Here is a 19323-nt window from a genome sequence, read left to right as displayed (position 1 = left end):
GCGTGCTCTCGGCGTGCCGGGCGCGAGTCCGCGTACTGGATGTACGTGGGCTTGTGCCCGGTGCGGCGAGAGTGCGTGCATGGCGTCGCCGAGCAGACGGGAGTTTGACGACAGGGCCTAGGTTCTGTCGACCGAAGGGGCGCAAGCGCACCCGTGTTGCCCGGGTGTTCCGCGAGGGCGACGGTGGAGAGGAACAGCGAGGGAGTGAGTACCGTGCGTGCACTCGTCTACCACGGTCCCGGCCGGACCTCCTGGGACAGGGTCGCCGATCCGGCGATCGAGTGCCCGACCGACGCGATCCTGCGGGTCGACACCACCACCATCTGCGGTACCGACCTGCACATCCTGCGCGGCGACCTGCCCGAGGTGGAACCAGGGACGGTCCTCGGCCACGAAGCGGTCGGCGAGGTACTGGAAGTCGGCCGCGAGGTGCATTCCATCTCCCCCGGGGAGCGGGTGATCGTGTCGGCCGTCTCGGCCTGCGGCCACTGCGCGTCCTGCCGGGACAGCTCGTACGGGCAGTGCCACGGCGGCGGCGGGTGGATCCTCGGGAACCTGATCAACGGAACACAGGCGGAATTGGTGCCAGTACCCCACGCCGACCACTCCACCCACCGATGGCCCGGCACCCTGTCGCCCCAGGACGCGGTCCTGCTCTCCGAAGTCCTGCCCACCGCCTACGAGGTCGGGGTGCGCAACGGCCAGGTGGGCCCCGGGGACACCGTCGCCGTGGTGGGTGCCGGCCCCGTGGGTCTTGCCGCCGTCATCACGGCACGGATCTACTCGCCCCGGCGCGTCATCGCGGTGGACCTGTCTCCCGCCCGGCTGGAAGCCGCTGCCCAGCTGGGCGCCGACGCCGCCGAGCTGCCCGGATCGCTGATCGCCGAGCTGGCCGAGGGGCCCGGCGCCGACGTGGTGATCGAGGCCGCCGGTGGTCCGGACAGTTTCGTCCTCTGTACCCGGGTCGTGCGTTCCGGCGGGCACATCGCCAACATCGGCACGCACGGCAGGTCGGCCACGCTGCATCTTGAGGCGCTGTGGCGCAAGAACGTGACGATCAGCACCGGCCAGGTCGACACCTTCTCCACCCCCTGGCTGCTGGACCTCGTGACGTCCGGAAGCCTGCGCATCTCGCAACTCGTCACCCACACCTTCAGCCTCGACCGCATGGAAGACGCATACGAGGTCTTCTCCCACGGCACCGAGACCGGCGCCCTCAAGGTCGTGCTGCACCGTGCGCGGGGGACCGACGGACCGCGCTGAGCCACGGATCGCGTGCGCCCGCCGGCTTCCGTCGCGGTGCGGAGTCGCGCCGTGCATCATCTTCGGCTCTGCCTGGTCACCGAACTCATGACGTGACACGCAGTCAGCGTTTCACCACCCATTGCCCACAAAGTATAAATTCAGCGCTGATTCCATGCAGATCGGGCAAATGGAAAGCCGTAGGGATGATTGCAAGAAGAACACTGCTCACAGCCGGGTCCTCCGCCGGAGCGGCCTTGGTCCTTCCTGGCCGCTCCGGGGCGGCATCCCTCCCGGACGGGGCCCCTGCGGTCCGGGCGGCCGGCGCCACCCCCGCGCTGGACCCCACGAGCATCCCGAAATACGTGGCCCCCCTGGTGGTCCCACCGGCGATGCCGAAGGCGGCCTCCCGGAACGGCATCGACACCTATGTCATCGGCGTCCGGCAGTTCAACCAGCAGATCCTGCCGCCGACTCTGCCGTCCACCGCCGTGTGGGGATACGGCTCACTCACCCGGAAGGGCACGTTCCACTACCCGTCGTTCACCATCGAGGCCACGTATGGGCGACCCGTCCGCGTCACCTGGGTGAACGATCTCGTCGACACGAAGGGGAACTTCCTGCCGCACCTGCTGGCAGTCGATCCCACCCTGCACTGGGCGAACCCACCGGGCGGCGCGTCCGGGCGGGACTCCCGGCCGAGCTTCACCTCGACGCCAGGCCCCTACACCGGGCCCGTCCCGATCGTCACTCACCTGCACGGCGGCCACAACGCCGAGGAAAGCGACGGCTACGCCGAAGCGTGGTATCTGCCACGTGCGAGGAACGTACCCGGCGGGTACGCCACGGAAGGGTCCTTCTACCGCGAGTTCCAGGAGAAGTTCGCCGACGCGCACGGCCTGACCTGGCAGCCGGGTACCGCCACCTTCCAGTACGTCAACCGCCAGCGGGCGACGACCATGTGGTTCCACGACCACACCCTGGGCATGACCCGGCTCAACGTCTACGCCGGCCCCGCCGGGTTCTACCTGCTCCGCGGCGGCCCGTCCGACCTGCCCTCCGGAGTGCTGCCCGGGCCGGCGCCGGCCCTCGGCGATCCGCCCGGCACCCGGTACCACGAGATCCCCCTCGCGATCCAGGACCGCTCGTTCAACGCCGACGGCTCGCTCTCCTACCCCACGAGCCGGGCGTCCTTCGACGGCTTCACCGGCCCGTACATCCCCACCACCGATGTGCCCCCCATCTGGAACCCCGAGTTCTTCGCCACCACCATGGTGGTCAACGGCCGCACCTGGCCGCTGCTCGAGGTCGAACCGCGCCGCTACCGGCTGCGCTTCCTCAACGGGTGCAATGCCCGGTTCCTGATCCTGAAGATCGCGGACAGTCCCACCACCCGGCCGGCCACAGCGGCTCTGCCGCTCTGGCAGATCGGCAACGAAGGCGGGTTCCTGCCCAGCCCTGTGCGGCTGGAGCGGCTGCTGCTGGCCAACGCGGAGCGGGCCGACGTCATCGTCGACTTCACCGGTGTCGCGGAAGGCACCGAGCTGTACCTGGTCAACGAGGGCGCGGACATGCCCTTCGGCCGAGGCGAACCAGGTGTGGACTTTCCCGTGGCGGATCCGGCCACCACAGGGCAGGTGATGAAATTCGTCGTCACCCCGCTGAAGAGCCGGGACACCAGCGTCCCGCCGGACCGGCTCACCCTCCCCGACATCACGCCACTCGGGTCGGCGAGCGTCACCCGCCGGCTCTCCCTCAACGAGGTGGCCTCCGCCTTCACTCCGCCCGTGCCTCAGGGCACGCCGATCCGGCCGTCGCTCGGCACGGTCGATGCCGCCGGCAACCCCGTGGTGCTCGACTGGGCCGACCCGATCACGGAGAACCCCCGGCTGGGCGCCACCGAGCTGTGGGAACTGCACAACTTCAGCCCGGACTCCCACCCGATCCATATCCACGAGGTCCAATTCGAGGTGGTCGACCGGCAGTCCTTCGGCGGAGCGCCCATGCCGCCGGAGAGCTGGGAGCGCGGCTTCAAGGACACCGTGATCGCCTATCCGGGCGAGATCACGCGGGTGAAGGCCCTGTTCGACCTGCCCGGCCGCTACGTCTGGCACTGTCACATGGTCGAACACGAGGACAACGAGATGATGCGGCCGTACCAGGTGGGCGGGAGCCAGCAGCGGAACGGCTGACGGGACAGGCGAGGCCCCCGTGGCGGGCGCCGTGCCACGGCCTCCGCTTCGCTTCAGTTCCGCACGACGGTGAGGTCCAGGAAATGGGTGGCGCAGGAGATGCACGGGTCGTGGTTGCGGATCGCCCGCTCGCACAGGGTGGTCAGCTCCGCATCCGTCGGCGTGCCGCGTTCGAGGCGTTCCTGGACCTGGCATCGCAGATCCTCCTCGATCGCGGCCTGGTTCTGAGAGGTCGGCGGGATGAGGCAGGCGTCGGTGAGCGTTCCGTTCGCGTCCAGCGTGTAGCGGTGGTACAGCAGGCCACGGGGGGCCTCGGTCGCGCCGTGGCCGGTGGCCGCACGCGGCGGCACTTCCCGACCGGGGTGTGGTGGTGGCTCGTAGCCGTCGATGAGGCGCAGGGCCTCGTCCACGGCGTACAGGACCTCGATGGCCCGGACGATGACGCTGCGGTAGGGGTTGCGGCACACCGCGTCCCTGCCGGGGTCGCCCAGACCGGCCTCGCGGGCGGCCTGGCGGACCGCGGGAGGCAGCCAGCGTCCGCTGATCGCGAAGCGGGCGAGCGGGCCGGTGAGGTAGCGGCGTCCGTCGAGTGTCGCGTGGAGCGCGGTGGAGTGCGGCTGCTGGGTCTCGGTGACGTGCTCGCCGAAGTCGTGCACGGGGAAGGCGCGGGTGTGCAGCGAGCGGTTCGAGTCGGCAGGCAGTCCAGCGGCACCGGGTGCCGCCATGGCGGTCGGGGTGCCCGACTCGATGGCGTACGTGCCGGGCTCGGCCAACGCGAGCAGTTCGTTGTCGCATCCGGCGTCGGGGAAGTCGAAGCCGGCCACCCACCGCACCGTGTCGGCTGCGTCGTCACGAGCGCGGCGCAGTCGTTCGGCGAGCGGGCGCAGCCGCGCGGCCGACGGGACCTGGTGGAATCCGCCGAGGCGGGCGTTGACCGGGTGGATCGCACGGCCGCCGAGGAGTTCCACGATCGCGTTGCCGGCCTGTTTGAGGCGCAGGCCGCGTTCGACGTCGGCGCGGCGGGCACGGGCCAGGCCGATCACGCTGTCGGTGCCGAGGAAGTCGGGGGCGTGCAGCAGGTAGATGTGCATGGTGAGGCTCTCGATCCACTCCCCGCAGTACAGCAGGCGGCGCAGGGCGGCGAGTTGGCCCTCCACCGTGACCTGGCAGGCGCTCTCCACGGCGCGGCAGGCGCTCGTCTGGTAGGCGACCGGGCAGATGCCGCACACCCGTGAGGTGAGGTCGGGCGGCTCGGTGTGGGCGCGGCCGCGCAGGAACGCCTCGAAGAAGCGCGGGGGTTCGTAGATCCTCAGCCGTGCCTCCTCCACCTCGTCGCCCCGCAGGCTCAGGTGCAGTGCTCCCTCGCCCTCGACTCGGGCGAGGGAGCCGACACGCAGCACCCTGGATCCGCGGCGGATCATTGCTGTGCTTCCTTCCGGGAGGTCGCGTCGAACTCGGGGGCCGCGGTGTTGAAGGTGCGCAGTACCCGGACGATGTCGAGGCTGTCCATGCCGTCGCGCCGCAGGAGCGGTACGAAGGCACCGAAACTGGTCGAGTTCGACGGGCCGAAACACCCGTAGCAGCCGCGTCCGTACCCGGGACACAGCGCACCGCAGCCGGCGTGCGTGACCGGGCCGAGGCAGGGCGTGCCGTGGGCGACCGTCACGCACACCGTGCCGCTGCGCTTGCACTCGAAGCACACGCTGTGCCGTGGCACGTCGGGGGTGCGTCCGGACAGGTAGGCGGTGATGACCTCGATCAGCTGGCCGCGATCGATCGGGCAGCCGCGCAGTTCGAGGTCGACGGGCACATGCGCACTGACCGGGGTGGAGGTGGCCAGGGTCTCGATGTAGTCGGGCCGGGCGTAGACCACGGACTGGAACTCGGCCAGGTCGGCGTGGTTGCGCAGCGCCTGGACGCCGCCCGCGGTGGCACAGGCGCCGATGGTCACCAGGTACCGGGATGCCTCCCGGACATGCTGGATGCGCGCTGCGTCCTGCGGTGTGGTGATCGAGCCCTCGACGAGCGAGAGGTCGTAAGGCCCTGGTTCCGGGGCGCTGGAGGCTTCGAGGAAGTGGCTGACCTCCATCTGGTCAGCGATGTCCATGAGTTCGTCCTCGCAGTCCAGCAGGGTGAGCTGGCAGCCGTCGCAGGAGGCGAACTTCCAGACCGCGAGTCGCGGACGCCGGGTCGCTCGGCGGGTGTCGGCGGTCATGTTCACAGCTCCGGTACCGAGAGCAGGGGCCGGGCACGGGACCAGTCGAGGACCGGCCCGTCGCGGCAGAGCAGGAGCGGCCCCAGCTGGCAGTGGCCGCAGTGCCCCGTGCCGCAGTGCATGGTGCGCTCCAGGGACACCCTGATCCGGTCCGGTGCGAGGCCACGGTGCACCAGTTCGCGGGCGGTGGCCCGGATCATCACCTCGGGCCCGCAGACGAAGGCCGCGGCCCTGGCGGGGGTGAACGCCACCCGATCCAGCAGCCCGGTGACGACGCCGACGTCGCCGGTCCACGCCCCGTCGGGCCGGTCGACGGTGACGCCCACCCGGGCACCTGCCGCCCGCCAGCTCTCCGCTTCCGCGGTGTAGAGCCGGTCGCCGGGCGTGCGGGCCCCGATGAGGACGTGGAGTCGTCCGTACCGTCCGGGTGCGGCCAGGGCCGCGTTCACCACCGGCCGCAGCGGCGCCAGGCCGATACCGCCCGCCACGATCAGCAGGTCCCGCCCGAAGGCGGCCGACAGGTCCCACCCCGTTCCGAACGGCCCGCGTACCCCCAGCGTCCGGCCCGGTCGCACGTCATGCAGCGCGCGGGAGATCGCGCCCACGGCCCGCACCGTGTGGGTCAGCCGTTCCCCCTCGATCGCGCTGACCGACAGGGGAATGTCCCCCCGGCCGAAGGCGTACACCATGGCGAACTGGCCGGGCGCGAACGGCGGCAGCGCGGCGCCCGCCGGCTCCAGTACGAGCGTCGCGACGCCGGGCCCGTCGGCCGTCCGCGTCACCACGCGGTACGCCGCCGGAGGCAGGGCCGGGCGGGGGGACACCCGCGACACGGTCACCTCTCGCCTCCGGACGTCGTCGGCGCGCCCTCGGGCGGCGCGTACAGGTCCAGGAGCCTCATGCGCGACGCCCGCAGCCGCCGTCCGATCGCCACCGACGCCACGCACCGGGTGACGGCGAGTCCGAACACGGGATCCTCCTCGACGGCGGCACGCACCTGACGCGCGTCGAACTCGTGGGCGTGTACCGCGTCCCGGACCCGTGCACCCAGGTGCCACCGATAGGGCTCGAACAGCCAGGACCAGCCCAGCAGATCCCCCTCGCCCAGGGTCTCCACGACTTCCCGGCCGCGCCCCGGAACGTGGACGTCGAGGACGACACGTCCGGAGCGCAGGACCCAGAACCGGTCGGCCTCCTCGTCCTCGTCGAAGAGGCGGGCGTCGACGGGGAAGGACGCCTCATGGGCGAAGCCGAGCAGCCGCGTGCGATGGCCGGGGGCGAGCGTGTCGAGGAAGCCGTGGCCGGTGGCCGTCACGGGTCTGCCCGCCGGGCCGCCGTAGCCGCCTGCTCCTCGTGGTGCACCGCCGCTGCCCGCTCGTCGTTCAGCGCGTGTGCCTCCTCCGTGATGTCGATTCCGGTGGGGCACCACACGATGCACCGGCCACAGCCGACGCAGCCGGAACTGCCGAACTGGTCGTACCAGGTGCCCAGCTTGTGGGTGGCCCACTGCCGGTAGCGACTCTGCGGGGAGGCCCGGACCGGCCCGTCCTGAAGGTGGGTGAACTCAAGGTCGTAGCAGGACTCCCAGCGACGCCAGCGCTCTGCGTGCTCCCCGGTGAGATCGGTGACGTCCTCAGTGGTGGTGCAGAAACACGTGGGGCAGACCATGGTGCAGTTTCCACAGGTGAGGCAGCGTGCCGTGACCTCGTCCCAGCGGTCGGCGCCCAGCGTGTCGCGCATCAGCACCTTCAGGTCGACCGGCGGCATCGTGCGGCCCATGCGGAGGGCGGCGCCGGCGACCTGCTGCTGCGCCACCGTCCGTGTCGCGCCATCAGCGGGCCTGCTCGGCAGCTCACCCAGCACGTCGGCGCCCTCCGGGCTGCCCGCCCGCGCCAGGAAGCGGTGGCCCGCCCGGTCGATCACCTCGGTCAGCGCCAGGTCGTGACCGTCCTCGACAGCCGGCCCGGTGCCCATGGACACGCAGAAGCATGTGGCCCCCGGCTCGGTGCACTCCACCGCCACCAGGAAGGCCCGTTCACGCCGCCTGCGGTAGGCGGGATCGGTGTGCGGGCCACCGGCGAGAACCCGGTCCTGCACCGCGATGGCCCGCAGGTCGCAGGGGCGCACGCCGAGGAACGCGTACGACGGCGCCTGCGCTTCTTCGGCCGTGATCGTCAGTCCACCGTCGGCTCCACGCTCGGCGGTCCATTGACGCTCCCGCTGCGGGTGCAGGTACGTCTTCCACGACTGGGGGCCTGCGCTGTGGGCGAAGGCTGCTCCGTCCCCGCGTGCCGTCAGCCGGTACCGGCCGGCTTCCAGCTCGACCCCGTGGCCGTAGGGAAGCTCGTCGCCACTGGAGATCTCGGCCAGCACGATCGCACCGTCGCGCACGGTCGGCCCGATGATGGTACGGCCGCGCCCGGCCAGCACGGTGACCAGCGCGTTCAGGCCGTCCTCGCCGAGCACCACGGCATCCTCGGTCTGCACCGTGACCTACCTCCCGACCTGGCGTCCGCTGCCTGGGGCCAGTATGTGCACCGGTCAGGGGCGCAGATGCGTAGCCGGTTCGCACTGTGGGCCGGGTGGCCCTGCCCCTCGCTCGTTCGGGGGAGCCCGGCGCGGTCTGGGCCCGGCGCCCGTCCCGGCTCGGGAAGGCCCGGTCCGTGGACGTGCCCCGACAGCACCCGTGCATCACCGTCATCGGTATCGGCAACGACTTCCGGCGCGACGATGCGGCGGGCAGGGTGGTGGTCACCGCTCTGGCGCGGCGCGGCGAGCGCCGTCCGCTCCCGCCGGGCACCAGGCTGCTCGTGTGCGACGGCGAGCCGGCACGCCTGCTGTCCCTGTGGCAGAACACCGATCTCACCATCGTGGTCGACGCCGCACGCGCCGCTTCGGGACGGCCCGGCCGCATCCGCCGGCTGGACGGGGACGCCGTGCTGCGGATGGCCCGACGCGACGGTGCCGGCTCGCACGGACTCGGCCTGCGTGCCGCCGTCGAACTGGCCGGTGCACTGGAGCTGCTGCCCGGGTGCCTGGTCGTGTACACCGTGCAAACGGCCGACACTGCCCCGGGCATGCGTATGTCCCCGGAGGTTCGAGCGGCGGTACGCCCTCTCGTACGACGGGTCGCCGACGAGATCACCCGCTATGCCCTGTCCGCCGCTCCGTAGGGTCCCATTCACACCGGCTGCGGCACGACCGCCACGGGAGACAGCGAGTGGTGCAGGACGCGGTGTCCGACCCTGCCGATCTGCATGCCGAACTGGCTCTGTCGCCGGCGGGCCCCGACCACCAGGAGGTCCGCCGCGGCCGTACGGGCTAGAAGCACCTGCGAGGGCGGCCCCTGGATGACGGCATGCCGGACCCGTACGTCGGGATAGGTCCGGGTGGCCGCGTCGACGCTGCTCTCCAGCAGGGCCGACGCGCGTTCCTCGTGGGTGCGCTCGTCGTCGGCGCCGGCTTCGGGCCCGTCGAACCTGGGGGCGCGCCAGGCTCGCACCACGTCGAGCATGCAGTCCCTCGCCTGCGCTTCCCGGAAGGCGAAGTGGACGGCCGGGGAGTCGGCGTCCGCATCGCCGATGCCCAACAGGATGCGCCCGTGCGTACCCTCGATACCGGCCTCGTCGCCGCGCACCACGATCACGGGGGACCATGCCAGCGCTGCGACCGACAGGCTCACCGATCCCAGCAGCAGTCCGGCGAACTCGCTGCGTCCCCGTACCCCTGTGATCACCGCGAAGGCGTTCCGGCTCTCGCGCAGCAAGGCGACCACGGTGTCCTTGGGGATCACCTCGGTGATCACCTTGACGCCGGGCGTACGCGACTGCACGCGTTGGGTTGCGGCGCTCAGGATGTTCTCCGCCATGGTCCGCTCCGACGACCGCTCAAGGCTGAGGGCCATGGCCTTGCCCTCGTAGCGCTGCCACAGGGAGGCGTACACCAGTCGCAGGGAGCGTCCGTGGCACGCGGCCTCGTCTGCAGCCCAGTCCGTGGCGCGAAAGCTGGACTCGGACCCGTCCACGCCCACCACCAGTGAAAGTTCCATGACACACCGCCTTCCTCGTTCGTGCAGTTTCGTCGTGTCCGGTCAGTGCGCCGTCGGATGGTCAAAGGTGCGGTACGACCGCCACGGGGCAGGGCGCGTGGCGGAGCACGGCGCGGTTCACCGAGCCGATCCGGTGACCCACGCGGGTGTCCCGGCGCCGGGCTCCGACCACGAGCAGTGACGCCTCCTCACATGCCCCCAACAGGACCTCGGACGGCGGGCCCTCGCCGAGGACGCGACGCACCCCGCCCGTCAGGATCGGGCCCCGAACGGTGCTCAGAGCGTCATCCAGGCGGTGCTGGGCCGCGCTCCGGCACGAGTTCCTGGCATCGTCGTACTGCCCTGTGTGCGCCGTGGCGCCCTCCACCCGAGGCACCCGCCACGCGTGTACGGCTCGCAGGGGGCACCCCTGTCCGCGGGCTGCTTCCAACGCGAAGACGGTCACGGCGGCGGCACTGCCGTGCTCGCCGACGCCGAGCACGACCGGATCATGCGGTTCCGGCGGCGCGGGCAGGTCACGGACCACCACGACGGGGCAGGGCAACGCCACCACCACCGGAAGGCTGACCGATCCCAGCAGCGCCCCGGCGAACCTCCCGAGCGCCCGGCTGCCCAGCACGAGCAGGACAGCGGCATCACCCTCGGTCAGCAGCGCGGGAACCGGATCACGCAACACCACCTCTGCCGCCACTGCCACCGAGGGACGACGGGTGCGAGCACGGGCTCCGGCGTCGCGTGTCACGGCGTCCGCCAGCGACCCCCGACCGCCGGCATAGTGTGCCCACACGGCGGCGTGCACGATGCGCAGCGGCACCCGTCGGCGTGCCGCCTCGTCGACGGCCCAGTCCACGGCCGCGTTCCCGGCCGGGGTACCGTCCGTTCCGACCACCACAGGCCTGTCACTCATCGCACCCGCAAGAACTCCTCCTAGGGGGCCCGGACGGCGCCGCCGTCCCTCACAACCGATCATCACCTGCCCATCGGGCTACGGCGACTCGGCTGCGCGGAAGGCGGTCCGCAGAGGCAGGCGACGAGCACCGCGGGAGCTGACAGGCCGCTACGCAACGTGACGCACGATGACCACGGGGCAGGGGGCATGCTGAGCGCAGTTGTGTCCCACCGAGCCGAGCAGCGTGCCGGCCATGGCACCGTGCCCGCGGCTTCCCACGACCAGCAGGTCCGAGCCCTTGGCCGCTTCCAGGAGTACCTCGGCGGGGCCGCCATAGGTCACCGTGGTGTGCACGACGGTGTCCGGATGTCCCTCGACGGCCTCCGTGACCGCCTCTTCGAGGACCACCTCGGCAGCCGTGCTGATCGCCTCTTCACCCCCCTGGGGGAAGGTCCACCCCACCGAACCGTAGAACTGCGGATACTCCCATGCCGTCACGGCCTCGACCTGTGCGCCGGTCCTCTCCGCCTGGCTGAGGGCCCAGCCCAGGGCCTTCTTGGAAGAGGGGGACCCGTCCACCCCGACGACGATCCTGGCAGCCTTGGGATGGTGGCTCATGCGGTCTCACCAGGGCCGTCCAGCCTGCGGGCGCAGCGCGGGAGGATCTCCGTGAGGCCGCAGGACGGCTCCGGCCGACGGGCTTGGCTCCGTGGGAGATTCACCTCGGACACCACACCCGGCGCCGAGCCTTCCTCCCTGACGACGGGCACGGCAGTGACGTCGTCGTCCGACAGCAGCACGACGACATCCCAGAAGGTGTCGCTCGGCGCCACGTTCACGGCGCCGCGCGTCGTCAGAGCGCTGGCCGTTCGCTGACGCATGCCCACGCGTCTCCTTTCCTGACCGCGCCGCGCCCAGACGGGTCGAGCCTCCGGCAGCCCCCGTCTCCACGCGAAGACCGTCACGCCCCTCCTTCCGGGGCCACCGGCCCGCCGCCGATGGTCCGGCCGTCCGCCCGCTGAGGGTGCAACGGCGCGTGCCGAGCAGGGGGACGCGGGTGAGCCCTTCACCGCAAGCGGTGGTCTGGGCGAGGTCCGGGCCGCAACCATCCGGTGGAGAGCGTCTCAGACGACAATGCACCGTGGTGGGCATGCGGGGAGGAGACATGGCCCGTGTGCCGGCCCCGTCAGGCGAACAGGCGATACCGCACTACGCCATCCGCCCCTCAAACGGCCGGTCGGTCACTCCTGCCCCACCCGGCCCGGAAAGAGATCGCTCTGCGCGTTCCGGGCGCGCCGCGACCGCGGTGGAGAGAGGTCGGAGGCAACGCAGCCCATCCGAGGTGCCGTGCTCGTCGACATCCTCGTCGGCCCCGGAGCCCGGCGAGCACATCGACTCGTCGCTCGGGTGCCCTGGGCTGGGCGCCGCGAGTCGGATGCGGCAGAGGGGCATGCCTCGGCGGTTCGTGCCGGCCGTGCGCGCCCGGCCGTGGCTCCAGCAGGCCTGCGGGAAACCTGTACGCGGAGTCGGACGAGGCGGTGATACCCCTGGGGCGGGGCCGGGGGTGCCGTGCAGAGGTCCATGCCCGTGTTGAGCAGGTCTTCAGGTTGCCGCGTCCGGTCGCTGCTCGCTGCCGGGTTCGCGGTGCTGGTGGATGCGCGCTCGTCATGGGCTGCGACATGTGCTGTCTCGCCTGACCGTGGCACGGACGCATCCTGCCGCATCGATGGGATCGTCCCGCCGCCCGCCCTCGGGTGGGCAGATCGACGTGAACACATATCTGCTGTTCGGGCAAACGCAGTTGACGCCACTTATGCGCAGACCTATCATAAGTCTGGTTACATACGGAGGAGTTGACGTGACGCCAGGACGCCGTCGGATGACCAACACCACCGACCTCGGCCGGTGGAATGCCGAGGCCGTCCTCGACTGCCTCTACGACCGCGAGGCGCGCACCAACACCGAGCTCGCCTCGGCGAGCGGTCTTTCCCGGTCCACCGTGGAGCGTGCGCTCGACCTGCTCGTCAGTTTGGGTGTCGTCGGCGGGTCCGAGCCGGTCGCACTGGCCAGCGGCCGTCCCGCCGTGCTCTACCGGCTGCAACCCGCTTTCGGTCACCTGCTCGCGATCGACGTCGGTGCGAACACCGTGCGCGCCAGGGTCGACGACCTCGCGGGCCCCCGGCCCGGGCTGGATGCCGGTTCGGCCGAACCGGAGCCGATCAGGGTCGATCCGTTCGACCCGATGCCGGTCCGGCTCGAGGCGGTGGCGCGCGCGAGCGAGGCGGCGCTGGCCGGCGCGGGCATCGGCCGTGACCGGGTGCGCGCGGTCGCCGTCGCCGTCCCCGGCATCGTCGGAGCGGACGGCAGGATCGCACGCTCGGCCGTCATCCGTTCCCGCGACTGGGACGGCGACGGGTTGCGCACCTGGCTGGCCGACCGGTTCCCATCGACCCAGGTCTCCATCGACAACGACGCCAACCTCGCCGTGCTCGCCGAGCAGCGCTTCGGCGTCGCGGGCAACACGGAGGACGTCGTCGTCGTGCTCGCCGGTCGTCGCGTCGGCTTCGGCATCATCCATGGCGGGCGGTTGCACCGCGGCGCGCACCACCAGGCCGGTGAGGCGGCGAACATCCGCGACTCCTGGTGGGGGCGCGCGAGCAGTTGGCTCTACGGCCGGCAGGCCGAGGCGGCGCAGCTGTTCGCCGCGGCCGACGCAGGCGACCCGGCCGCGGCCGAGGACGTCGCCGAGTTCGTCGACCTGCTCGGCATGGCCTTCGCCGAGATCGTGCACACCATCGACCCCGAGCTGATCGTGCTCGGTGGCGCGCTCTCCCTTGCCGGGCCGGCGATCCACCGCCCGCTCGCGAACCGGTTCAAGCTCGCCTGCCACGGCATGTTCGAACCGGAGTTGCGGTTGTCCACGCTCGGTCGCCGCGCGGTGCTGCTCGGCGCGGCCGAACGCGCCCGCCGGCAGGCGTTCGACCACATGCTCGACGACGCCAGGCCCCAGTTGCCCAACGCAACGCCAAGGAGACGGTCATGACAACCGGCAACGCCTCTCCGGAAAGCCCCGTTCGCGTCGCCGTGCTCGGCGCGGGAGTGCGCGGCAGGGACCACAGCAGGCGCATCCGCAGCAGCGGCGGACTGATCACGGCCGTCGCCGAACCCGACGACCTGCGGCGCGAACGTCTCGCCGCCGAGCACGGTCTGCCGCCGGAAGCCTGTTTCCGCGACTGGCGTGACCTTGTGGAACACGCGGCGGGCCAGGCCGACGCGGTACTCATCACCACTCAGGACGACGACCATGCCGACCCGTGTGTGCGCTTCGCCGAACTCGGCTTGCACATCCTGTGCGAGAAGCCGATGGCGCCCACCGAACCCGACGCGGCCAGAATGATCGCCGCGGTCGAACGCGCGGGCGTCGTCTTTGCCGTGCTCCATCCGCTGCGGTACATGCCCTATACCGATGTCGTCAAGGATCTCATCCGCGACGGCCGCATCGGTGAGATCGTCAACGTCGAGCACCTCGAACCCGTCGGCGCATGGCACTTCGCGCATTCCTACGTGCGCGGCAACTGGCGGCGCGAGGAGGAGTCCAGTTCGCTGCTCATGGCCAAGTGCTGCCACGACATCGACTGGCTGTCCTACCTGATCGAGGCGCAGCCGGTGCGAGTCGCCTCTTTCGGCGGGCTGCGCCACTTCACCAGGGACAACCAGCCGGCAGGTGCGGCCGACCGCTGTCTCGACTGCGCGCTGGAGCCCGACTGCCCGTTCTCCGCACCGCGGCTGTACCGGTCGTGCTTCGGCGATCGCGACCGTGAGTACTGGCCGTTGAGCGTGGTCACCCCGACCCTGACCGAGGGTGCGTTGCGCGAGGCGCTCGCGACCGGACCGTACGGGCGCTGCGTCTACGCCTGCGACAACGACGTCGTCGACCACCAGGTCGTCGCGCTGGACTACGGCAACGGCGTCACGGCGACCCACACCGTCACCGCGTTCACCGAGATGGGCCACCGCAGGACGCGGATCTTCGGCACGCACGGCAGCATCGAGTGTGACGGCAAGCAGGTCGTGGTGCACGACTTCCGCGGCCACCCGGCGGTCGCCGCGACCACCATCGAGGTGCCGGCCCGTGCCGAGCACGGTGTCGCCGACCATGGCGACGGTGACCGCGCCGCGATCGCTGCCTTCCTCACCGCCGTAGCGACCGGCGACACCAGCCGCATCCGCTCGGGGCCCCGCGAATCCCTGGCCAGCCACCGTGTCGTGTGGGCGGCCGAGCAGGCCCGCCACGACAACACGACGCTCACCGTGCCCGACCCGCTTCGCGCTCCCGCATGCACCACGGCCGCGCCCTGATCGCTGCTCACCGTCCCCGAAGGAGACGCACATGTGGTACCTGCTGGCCGGCTTCGCCCTTGTTGCCGTTGCACTCCCCCTGGCGTTCAGCCGGAGCACGGGCCCGCATCGCCACGTCCCACCGGCGCAGCTCAGCCAGCTCGCTTCGATGGCCTGGCGCGAGGAGGACCGTCGGTGACGAGCACCCGTGGTGCCGCGGCGGCCGCGGACGAAAGTGGAGAAGCCAGTGACTGAAGATCAGGAGTATGGGACGTGACCTCAGCCCCGAACGACTTCGCGTCAGCGGAGACCTTTCCCTGCACGGTGACCATCGGTGCGTGGGCACGGAGATTCCTCTTCGAGCTCCTCGCGACGATCTTCCCGATACTGCTCGTTCTCGTCCTGGTGTTCCACGTGCTGGGAGCTGGTTCGCTGAGCTGGCCACTGGCGATCGTTCCGTCGGCGGCTTTCGGCATCGTGATGTGGGTGGCGAAGAAGCGCCAGTTCGACGAGACATGGGGCACCGCCAGGTTGGAACTCTCGTCCCGTGGGGCGGTGGTTCTGGAACGGCACTGCCGGCTGGAGCTGCCCTGGGACCAGGTGTACTTCCTCGGCAAGGCGGACCTCATCAACAAAGGTGCCAAACCGACGATGGCGGGTGGCCGGGCCGGCGTCATAGCCGGCCTGCTGTCCATGGCCGTGATCGCGACGACCCGGCGGCGTGGGCAGGCCGCGCTGATCGGTAAGGGCCGTCTGACGGTGAGTCCCGGGGCTTCTAGGTTGGTCCGAGGACAGATCGCCCGGAATCAGGGTGCGCGTGACGTCGATCCGCGCACGGGCGGCCGGCTGACGGCGATCGTGCTTCCTGCGTACGACAGGAACTGGCGGAGCGGGCGGATAGGGCAGTGGATCCAGGCCCACCGCGCCGATCTGCTCGCCGACCCCACCCGTACGCCCTGACCGCCGGAACGCACCGCCTCCCTGGCTGCAACACGGCGGCTGGTTGCCGCGGCCCCGGGTGATGCGGAACCGCGGCTACCACGTGGGCGGATGTCCCGTGTCAGCGTGTGGCGAGCCGCCACAGATGGTCAGCGGTGCCGTTGTCCTCCCATTGCAGGACCTGGGCACCGGAGTCCGTGCTCGCGTTGGTCACGCCCAGGAGCAGGCCACTGTTCGAGTTGACGATCTTGTAGTAGCCCCCGGTGTCCGGGACCAGCTGCCACAGGTGGTCGGCCGTGCCGTTGTCACCCCAGATGAGGGCGGTGGCACCGTTGGAAGTGCCCGCGTTGGTGATGCCGAGCAGCAGCCCGCTGGCCTGATTGCGGATCTTGTACAGGCCGGAGCCCGCCGACGCCAGGGTCCACGTCTGGGTGGCCGAGGTGCTGGGGGTTTCCTGGTCGACGAGGGTGCCCTGGCCGGTGCCGCCGCCGGCGGTGCCGAGCGCGAGGCCGCTGTTCTTGTTGAGGATCTGGTACGTGCCGGCGGCCGAACCGCTGGACGGGGTGATCACCAGGTGGTAGCCGTCGGAGGCGTTCGTCGTCACCGGCACGGTGACGGAGCCGTTGCTGACGGGATAGTCACCCTCGAAGACCGTGCTCGGCCCCGACACCGCGGTGGTGCGTCCGCGGGACGGCGTGTCCTCGACCTTGACGTGGACGCTGGAGCCGAAAGCGGAGAGCGAACCGAGCCCGTTGACGGTCACGGCCGAGTCGCCGGCCCCGTCGCCGAAGATGACGTCGATCTGGTTGCGGGCGCTGTTGAGGGAGGCGGCTCCGTCCAGGCCGGTGGACGCCGGGGGCGTGGTGGTGAGCATGTTCCCGCTCATCGCGCCGTACCACTTGTACAGCCAGTAGGCGCCGTTCGGGCTGCCGCCGGTGCCGGTCAGCAGGTCGCCGAGCGCGCCGTAGCCGTTCCAGAACGCGAGCTCGGCGTCATGGACCCCCAGGCGCTCGAACTTCGCGACGTAGCCGACCAGCTTGCCGGGGATACCCACCTCGGACGGGGACGCGTACTCCTCGATCGCGATCGGGCGGGGCGTGATGCCCAGGCTCTTCTCGATGTCGGTGACCTTGGCCACGTCACCCGCGATCTTCGACGAGCTGATCAGCTCGTGCCAGGAGATGATGTCCGGAACGGTGTTCGTGGCGACCGCGTTCTGCAGGAAGTTCTGCATGTCGCTGATGTTGTCCGAGAAGCTCGGCCCCTGGATCGGCGTCGACCTGTCCAGCTTCCGGACCTCGTTGTACGTCTTCACCCAGAAGTCGTTGAAGGTGCCGTTGGACGAGAGCCAGGTGTTGTCGGACTCGTTCCACAGCTCGTACGCGGCGAGGTTGGTGATCCCGGAGGCCTGGGTCTTCTGGATCTGCTGGTCGACCACGCTGAGCCAGTTGTTCCAGCTGAACTGGTAGGGCCAGCCGGCGTAGTAGTCCGACAGGCGGTTGACCACCTTGGCTCCCGCCCTGGCCGCCTCCGGCGCCACCACCAGCACATCTCCGGCCGCCTGCTGTTTGCCGCCCGCTGCCATCTGCACGAAGGTGTTGGGCTTGAGCGGCTCGACCAGGCTGTCGCTGGGAACCGTCGCCGTGGCGAGGCCGTAGAGGGACCCGGACGCGACGTGTGTCACGGGCCGCAGCACCTGGCCGGCGTTGACCACCAGCGTCGCGGAAGCGGTCGGGGCGGCCTGGGCGGCTGTGCCGGTGAGCGCGGCCGCTGCCACGGCAAGCGCCGTCGCGGCGCAGCCGAGGGCTCGACCCAATGGCCGGCCGGGATGGAGGTGCGCACATCCACGCATGACGAAATGTCCTCCTGACGGAGTGTCGATAACGGAGTAGCGCGAAGAAGGACGCCCGCCGTAGCCGTCGAAGACCGATGTCGCCGCCCCACGAACCTCCGGGCCGACCCGCTCACTGCGCGAGCAACTTTACGCAAGAAGGAAAACCTTTTCTCATCCGGAAAGGTAGGCGCCGGCATGGGTGGCGTCAAGAGTTGACACGGGCAAAGCTGGTGCAGCGCGGGCATGTTGGCGTTCGGGTGGCTACTGGCCTGCGCTGTTCCCGCGTGCCGATCGAGAAAAGGGTTTCCCACCTTGCGTCAGATGGCGCGGACGGGGCCGGCATGACGGGGCAAGGGAAACGGCCGGACGAAGGCGGCAACCAGCGGTCGCCCTCGTCCGGCCGGGTCGTGAGGAGAGATCGGGTGCTCAGCGGTAGCCGGCGGCGACGATGTTGGACTGGACGGCGTTCTCGGTCTGGTCGGAGGGGTAGCCCGAGACGATGGCGCCCTCGTAGAAGGTGCCGGCGCTGAGGTTGGTGTTGCCGTTGCAGCAGTCACCGCCGCTGCCCAGGATGATGGCGCCCTGCTTCCTCATGGGGCTGTATCCGTTCGGCAGGCCGCCGTCGTACAGGGTGTACAGGCTGCCGGACTGCGCGTTGCTGCCCTTGATGGCGAAGCGTGACGTGCCGTTGTTCTTCAGGGTCGCGGTGACGAACTTGCTGGTGAACGCGCGCTGGTTGGGGTTCCAGGACGTGCTGCCGCCGGGGTACAGGCCGTATTCGAGGTCCGCCTGGACCCAGGGGCCGCTGCCGGAGCAGCCGCCGAACCAGCAGGAGGTGCTGAAGTTGATGGCGTCCATGGCCCCGGCGCCGTCGGCCTTGCGGGTCGTCTCGCTGTTGCCGTAGTCGAAGCAGCAGCCGTTGTTGACGTGTGTGCCGCTGGTCACCATGTACATGCCTTCGGGCGCGCTGCCGGTGGGCACACCCGAGGCGTGGCCGTCACGCCAGTAGCTGTTCCGGGGGTTGATGTAGAGCGAGTACGCCTTGTTGCTGCCGATCGTGAGCGACTCGCTGGTCGCGTTCGCGGCCACGTCGGAGCCACCGATTCCGCCCGGGCCCTGGTAGCCGAGGTCGTTGCCGTGCCCGGACTGGTCGTAGACCCAGGTGATGACGCACGAGGTGCCGGAGCAGAACGAGTCCTGCGCAGCCGCGTCGGCCGCACCGCCCGCACTCACGGCGGCGATGTCCCGCGTCGCGTTGTCGGACGCGCGCCGGACCTGGTACAGCCGGCCGCTGTAGGAGCCGTAGAGCGCGCGCACGGTGCTGTGCGCGGCCACGCACGGCGTGCCGCCCGACGCGTAGAGGTCACAGGGACCCGTGCCGGCCGCCGACGCCGGCGCCGACGAGGTGAACGTGGCCGCCAGCACCGCGACCAGCGCCAGCAGTAAGCAGGCGACGACCGCCACGGGCGAGCGCCGGCCACGGCCGCCGCGTCCTGACGGCAGGACGAACGAATGCCTCACTGTTTTCCTCCTTGAGGTGGATGGGGGCTGCACGCGGCCGAGTACGCGAGGCCCGGTGTCGTGCGACACGAGGCAAGGTGCATGGCCGCCCGTAGTGCCGTCGTG

At 70.7% G+C, this 19323-nt stretch carries 16 protein-coding genes and 1 pseudogene; 6 read left to right on the top strand and 11 right to left on the bottom strand.

Annotation, left to right across the window (positions count from 1 at the left end):
- Positions 1-213: 213 nt before the first annotated feature.
- On the top strand, positions 214-1263 hold the full coding sequence (locus NQO67_RS01830) for an alcohol dehydrogenase catalytic domain-containing protein (RefSeq protein WP_255946696.1): 1050 nt from the start codon (positions 214-216) through the stop codon (positions 1261-1263).
- 344 nt (positions 1264-1607) lie between these two features.
- Entirely contained in the window at positions 1608-3434 is a 1827-nt protein-coding gene (locus tag NQO67_RS01825) for a multicopper oxidase family protein (protein WP_255945614.1), read from the top strand.
- A 53-nt stretch (positions 3435-3487) separates the two neighbouring features.
- On the opposite strand, the gene NQO67_RS01820 is transcribed toward NQO67_RS01825, so the two are convergent.
- From NQO67_RS01820 to NQO67_RS01800, 5 genes are read right to left on the bottom strand one after another with little or no spacing between them, the layout of a single operon-like run.
- Positions 3488-4855: a Ni/Fe hydrogenase subunit alpha gene (locus NQO67_RS01820; RefSeq protein WP_255945613.1), complete on the bottom strand. Its 1368-nt coding sequence runs from the start codon at positions 4853-4855 to the stop codon at positions 3488-3490.
- Positions 4852-5649, bottom strand: coding sequence for an NADH-quinone oxidoreductase subunit B family protein (locus NQO67_RS01815; protein ID WP_255945612.1), 798 nt, complete (start codon positions 5647-5649; stop codon positions 4852-4854). The genes NQO67_RS01820 and NQO67_RS01815 overlap by 4 nt, the downstream gene beginning before the upstream one ends.
- Before the next feature lie 2 nt (positions 5650-5651).
- Positions 5652-6473, bottom strand: a complete 822-nt coding sequence (locus tag NQO67_RS01810; RefSeq protein WP_374118881.1) for an FAD/NAD(P)-binding protein — start codon at positions 6471-6473, stop codon at positions 5652-5654.
- A gap of 11 nt (positions 6474-6484) precedes the next feature.
- Positions 6485-6964, bottom strand: coding sequence for a cyclic nucleotide-binding domain-containing protein (locus NQO67_RS01805; protein ID WP_255945611.1), 480 nt, complete (start codon positions 6962-6964; stop codon positions 6485-6487).
- Positions 6961-8136, bottom strand: a complete 1176-nt coding sequence (locus NQO67_RS01800) for a 4Fe-4S dicluster domain-containing protein (RefSeq protein ID WP_255945610.1) — start codon at positions 8134-8136, stop codon at positions 6961-6963. Before NQO67_RS01800 ends, NQO67_RS01805 begins: the two co-directional genes overlap by 4 nt.
- A gap of 95 nt (positions 8137-8231) precedes the next feature.
- On the opposite strand from NQO67_RS01800, the gene NQO67_RS01795 reads away from it, so the two are divergent.
- Positions 8232-8822 (top strand): hydrogenase maturation protease, encoded by a 591-nt coding sequence (locus tag NQO67_RS01795; RefSeq protein ID WP_255945609.1) that lies wholly within the window; start codon positions 8232-8234, stop codon positions 8820-8822.
- A gap of 8 nt (positions 8823-8830) precedes the next feature.
- Here the strand turns inward: NQO67_RS01795 and NQO67_RS01790 are convergent, their stop codons facing one another.
- The 4 genes from NQO67_RS01790 to NQO67_RS01775 all read right to left on the bottom strand — a co-directional run bounded on the left by NQO67_RS01790 (position 8831) and on the right by NQO67_RS01775 (position 11467).
- Positions 8831-9697 (bottom strand): universal stress protein, encoded by an 867-nt coding sequence (locus tag NQO67_RS01790; RefSeq protein WP_255945608.1) that lies wholly within the window; start codon positions 9695-9697, stop codon positions 8831-8833.
- A 61-nt stretch (positions 9698-9758) separates the two neighbouring features.
- On the bottom strand, positions 9759-10604 hold the full coding sequence (locus tag NQO67_RS01785; RefSeq protein WP_255945607.1) for a universal stress protein: 846 nt from the start codon (positions 10602-10604) through the stop codon (positions 9759-9761).
- Positions 10605-10754: 150 nt separating this feature from the next.
- Complete coding sequence (locus NQO67_RS01780) at positions 10755-11204, bottom strand: universal stress protein (protein WP_255945606.1); 450 nt, start codon at positions 11202-11204, stop codon at positions 10755-10757.
- Entirely contained in the window at positions 11201-11467 is a 267-nt protein-coding gene (locus NQO67_RS01775; RefSeq protein ID WP_255945605.1) for a CBS domain-containing protein, read from the bottom strand. The genes NQO67_RS01780 and NQO67_RS01775 overlap by 4 nt, the downstream gene beginning before the upstream one ends.
- A gap of 998 nt (positions 11468-12465) precedes the next feature.
- On the opposite strand from NQO67_RS01775, the gene NQO67_RS01770 reads away from it, so the two are divergent.
- The 3 genes from NQO67_RS01770 to NQO67_RS01760 all read left to right on the top strand — a co-directional run bounded on the left by NQO67_RS01770 (position 12466) and on the right by NQO67_RS01760 (position 15884).
- Positions 12466-13629, top strand: a complete 1164-nt coding sequence (locus tag NQO67_RS01770) for an ROK family transcriptional regulator (RefSeq protein ID WP_255945604.1) — start codon at positions 12466-12468, stop codon at positions 13627-13629.
- Positions 13626-14945 (top strand): Gfo/Idh/MocA family protein, encoded by a 1320-nt coding sequence (locus NQO67_RS01765; protein ID WP_255945603.1) that lies wholly within the window; start codon positions 13626-13628, stop codon positions 14943-14945. Before NQO67_RS01770 ends, NQO67_RS01765 begins: the two co-directional genes overlap by 4 nt.
- Before the next feature lie 252 nt (positions 14946-15197).
- On the top strand, positions 15198-15884 hold the full coding sequence (locus NQO67_RS01760) for a hypothetical protein (protein ID WP_255945601.1): 687 nt from the start codon (positions 15198-15200) through the stop codon (positions 15882-15884).
- Positions 15885-15984: 100 nt separating this feature from the next.
- On the opposite strand, the gene NQO67_RS01755 is transcribed toward NQO67_RS01760, so the two are convergent.
- Both NQO67_RS01755 and NQO67_RS01750 read right to left on the bottom strand, forming a co-directional pair.
- Positions 15985-17640, bottom strand: a complete 1656-nt coding sequence (locus NQO67_RS01755) for an RICIN domain-containing protein (protein ID WP_255945599.1) — start codon at positions 17638-17640, stop codon at positions 15985-15987.
- 483 nt (positions 17641-18123) lie between these two features.
- Positions 18124-19077: pseudogene (locus NQO67_RS01750) on the bottom strand (arabinofuranosidase catalytic domain-containing protein); the annotation flags it as partial.
- Between the last annotated feature and the right edge of the window lie 246 nt (positions 19078-19323).

The organism is Streptomyces odontomachi, assembly GCF_024435355.1.
In the GTDB taxonomy this organism is placed as follows: domain Bacteria; phylum Actinomycetota; class Actinomycetes; order Streptomycetales; family Streptomycetaceae; genus Streptomyces; species Streptomyces odontomachi.
The sequence above is the reverse complement of the archived record's forward strand: the minus strand, read 5'-3'. Positions and strand labels throughout refer to the sequence as shown.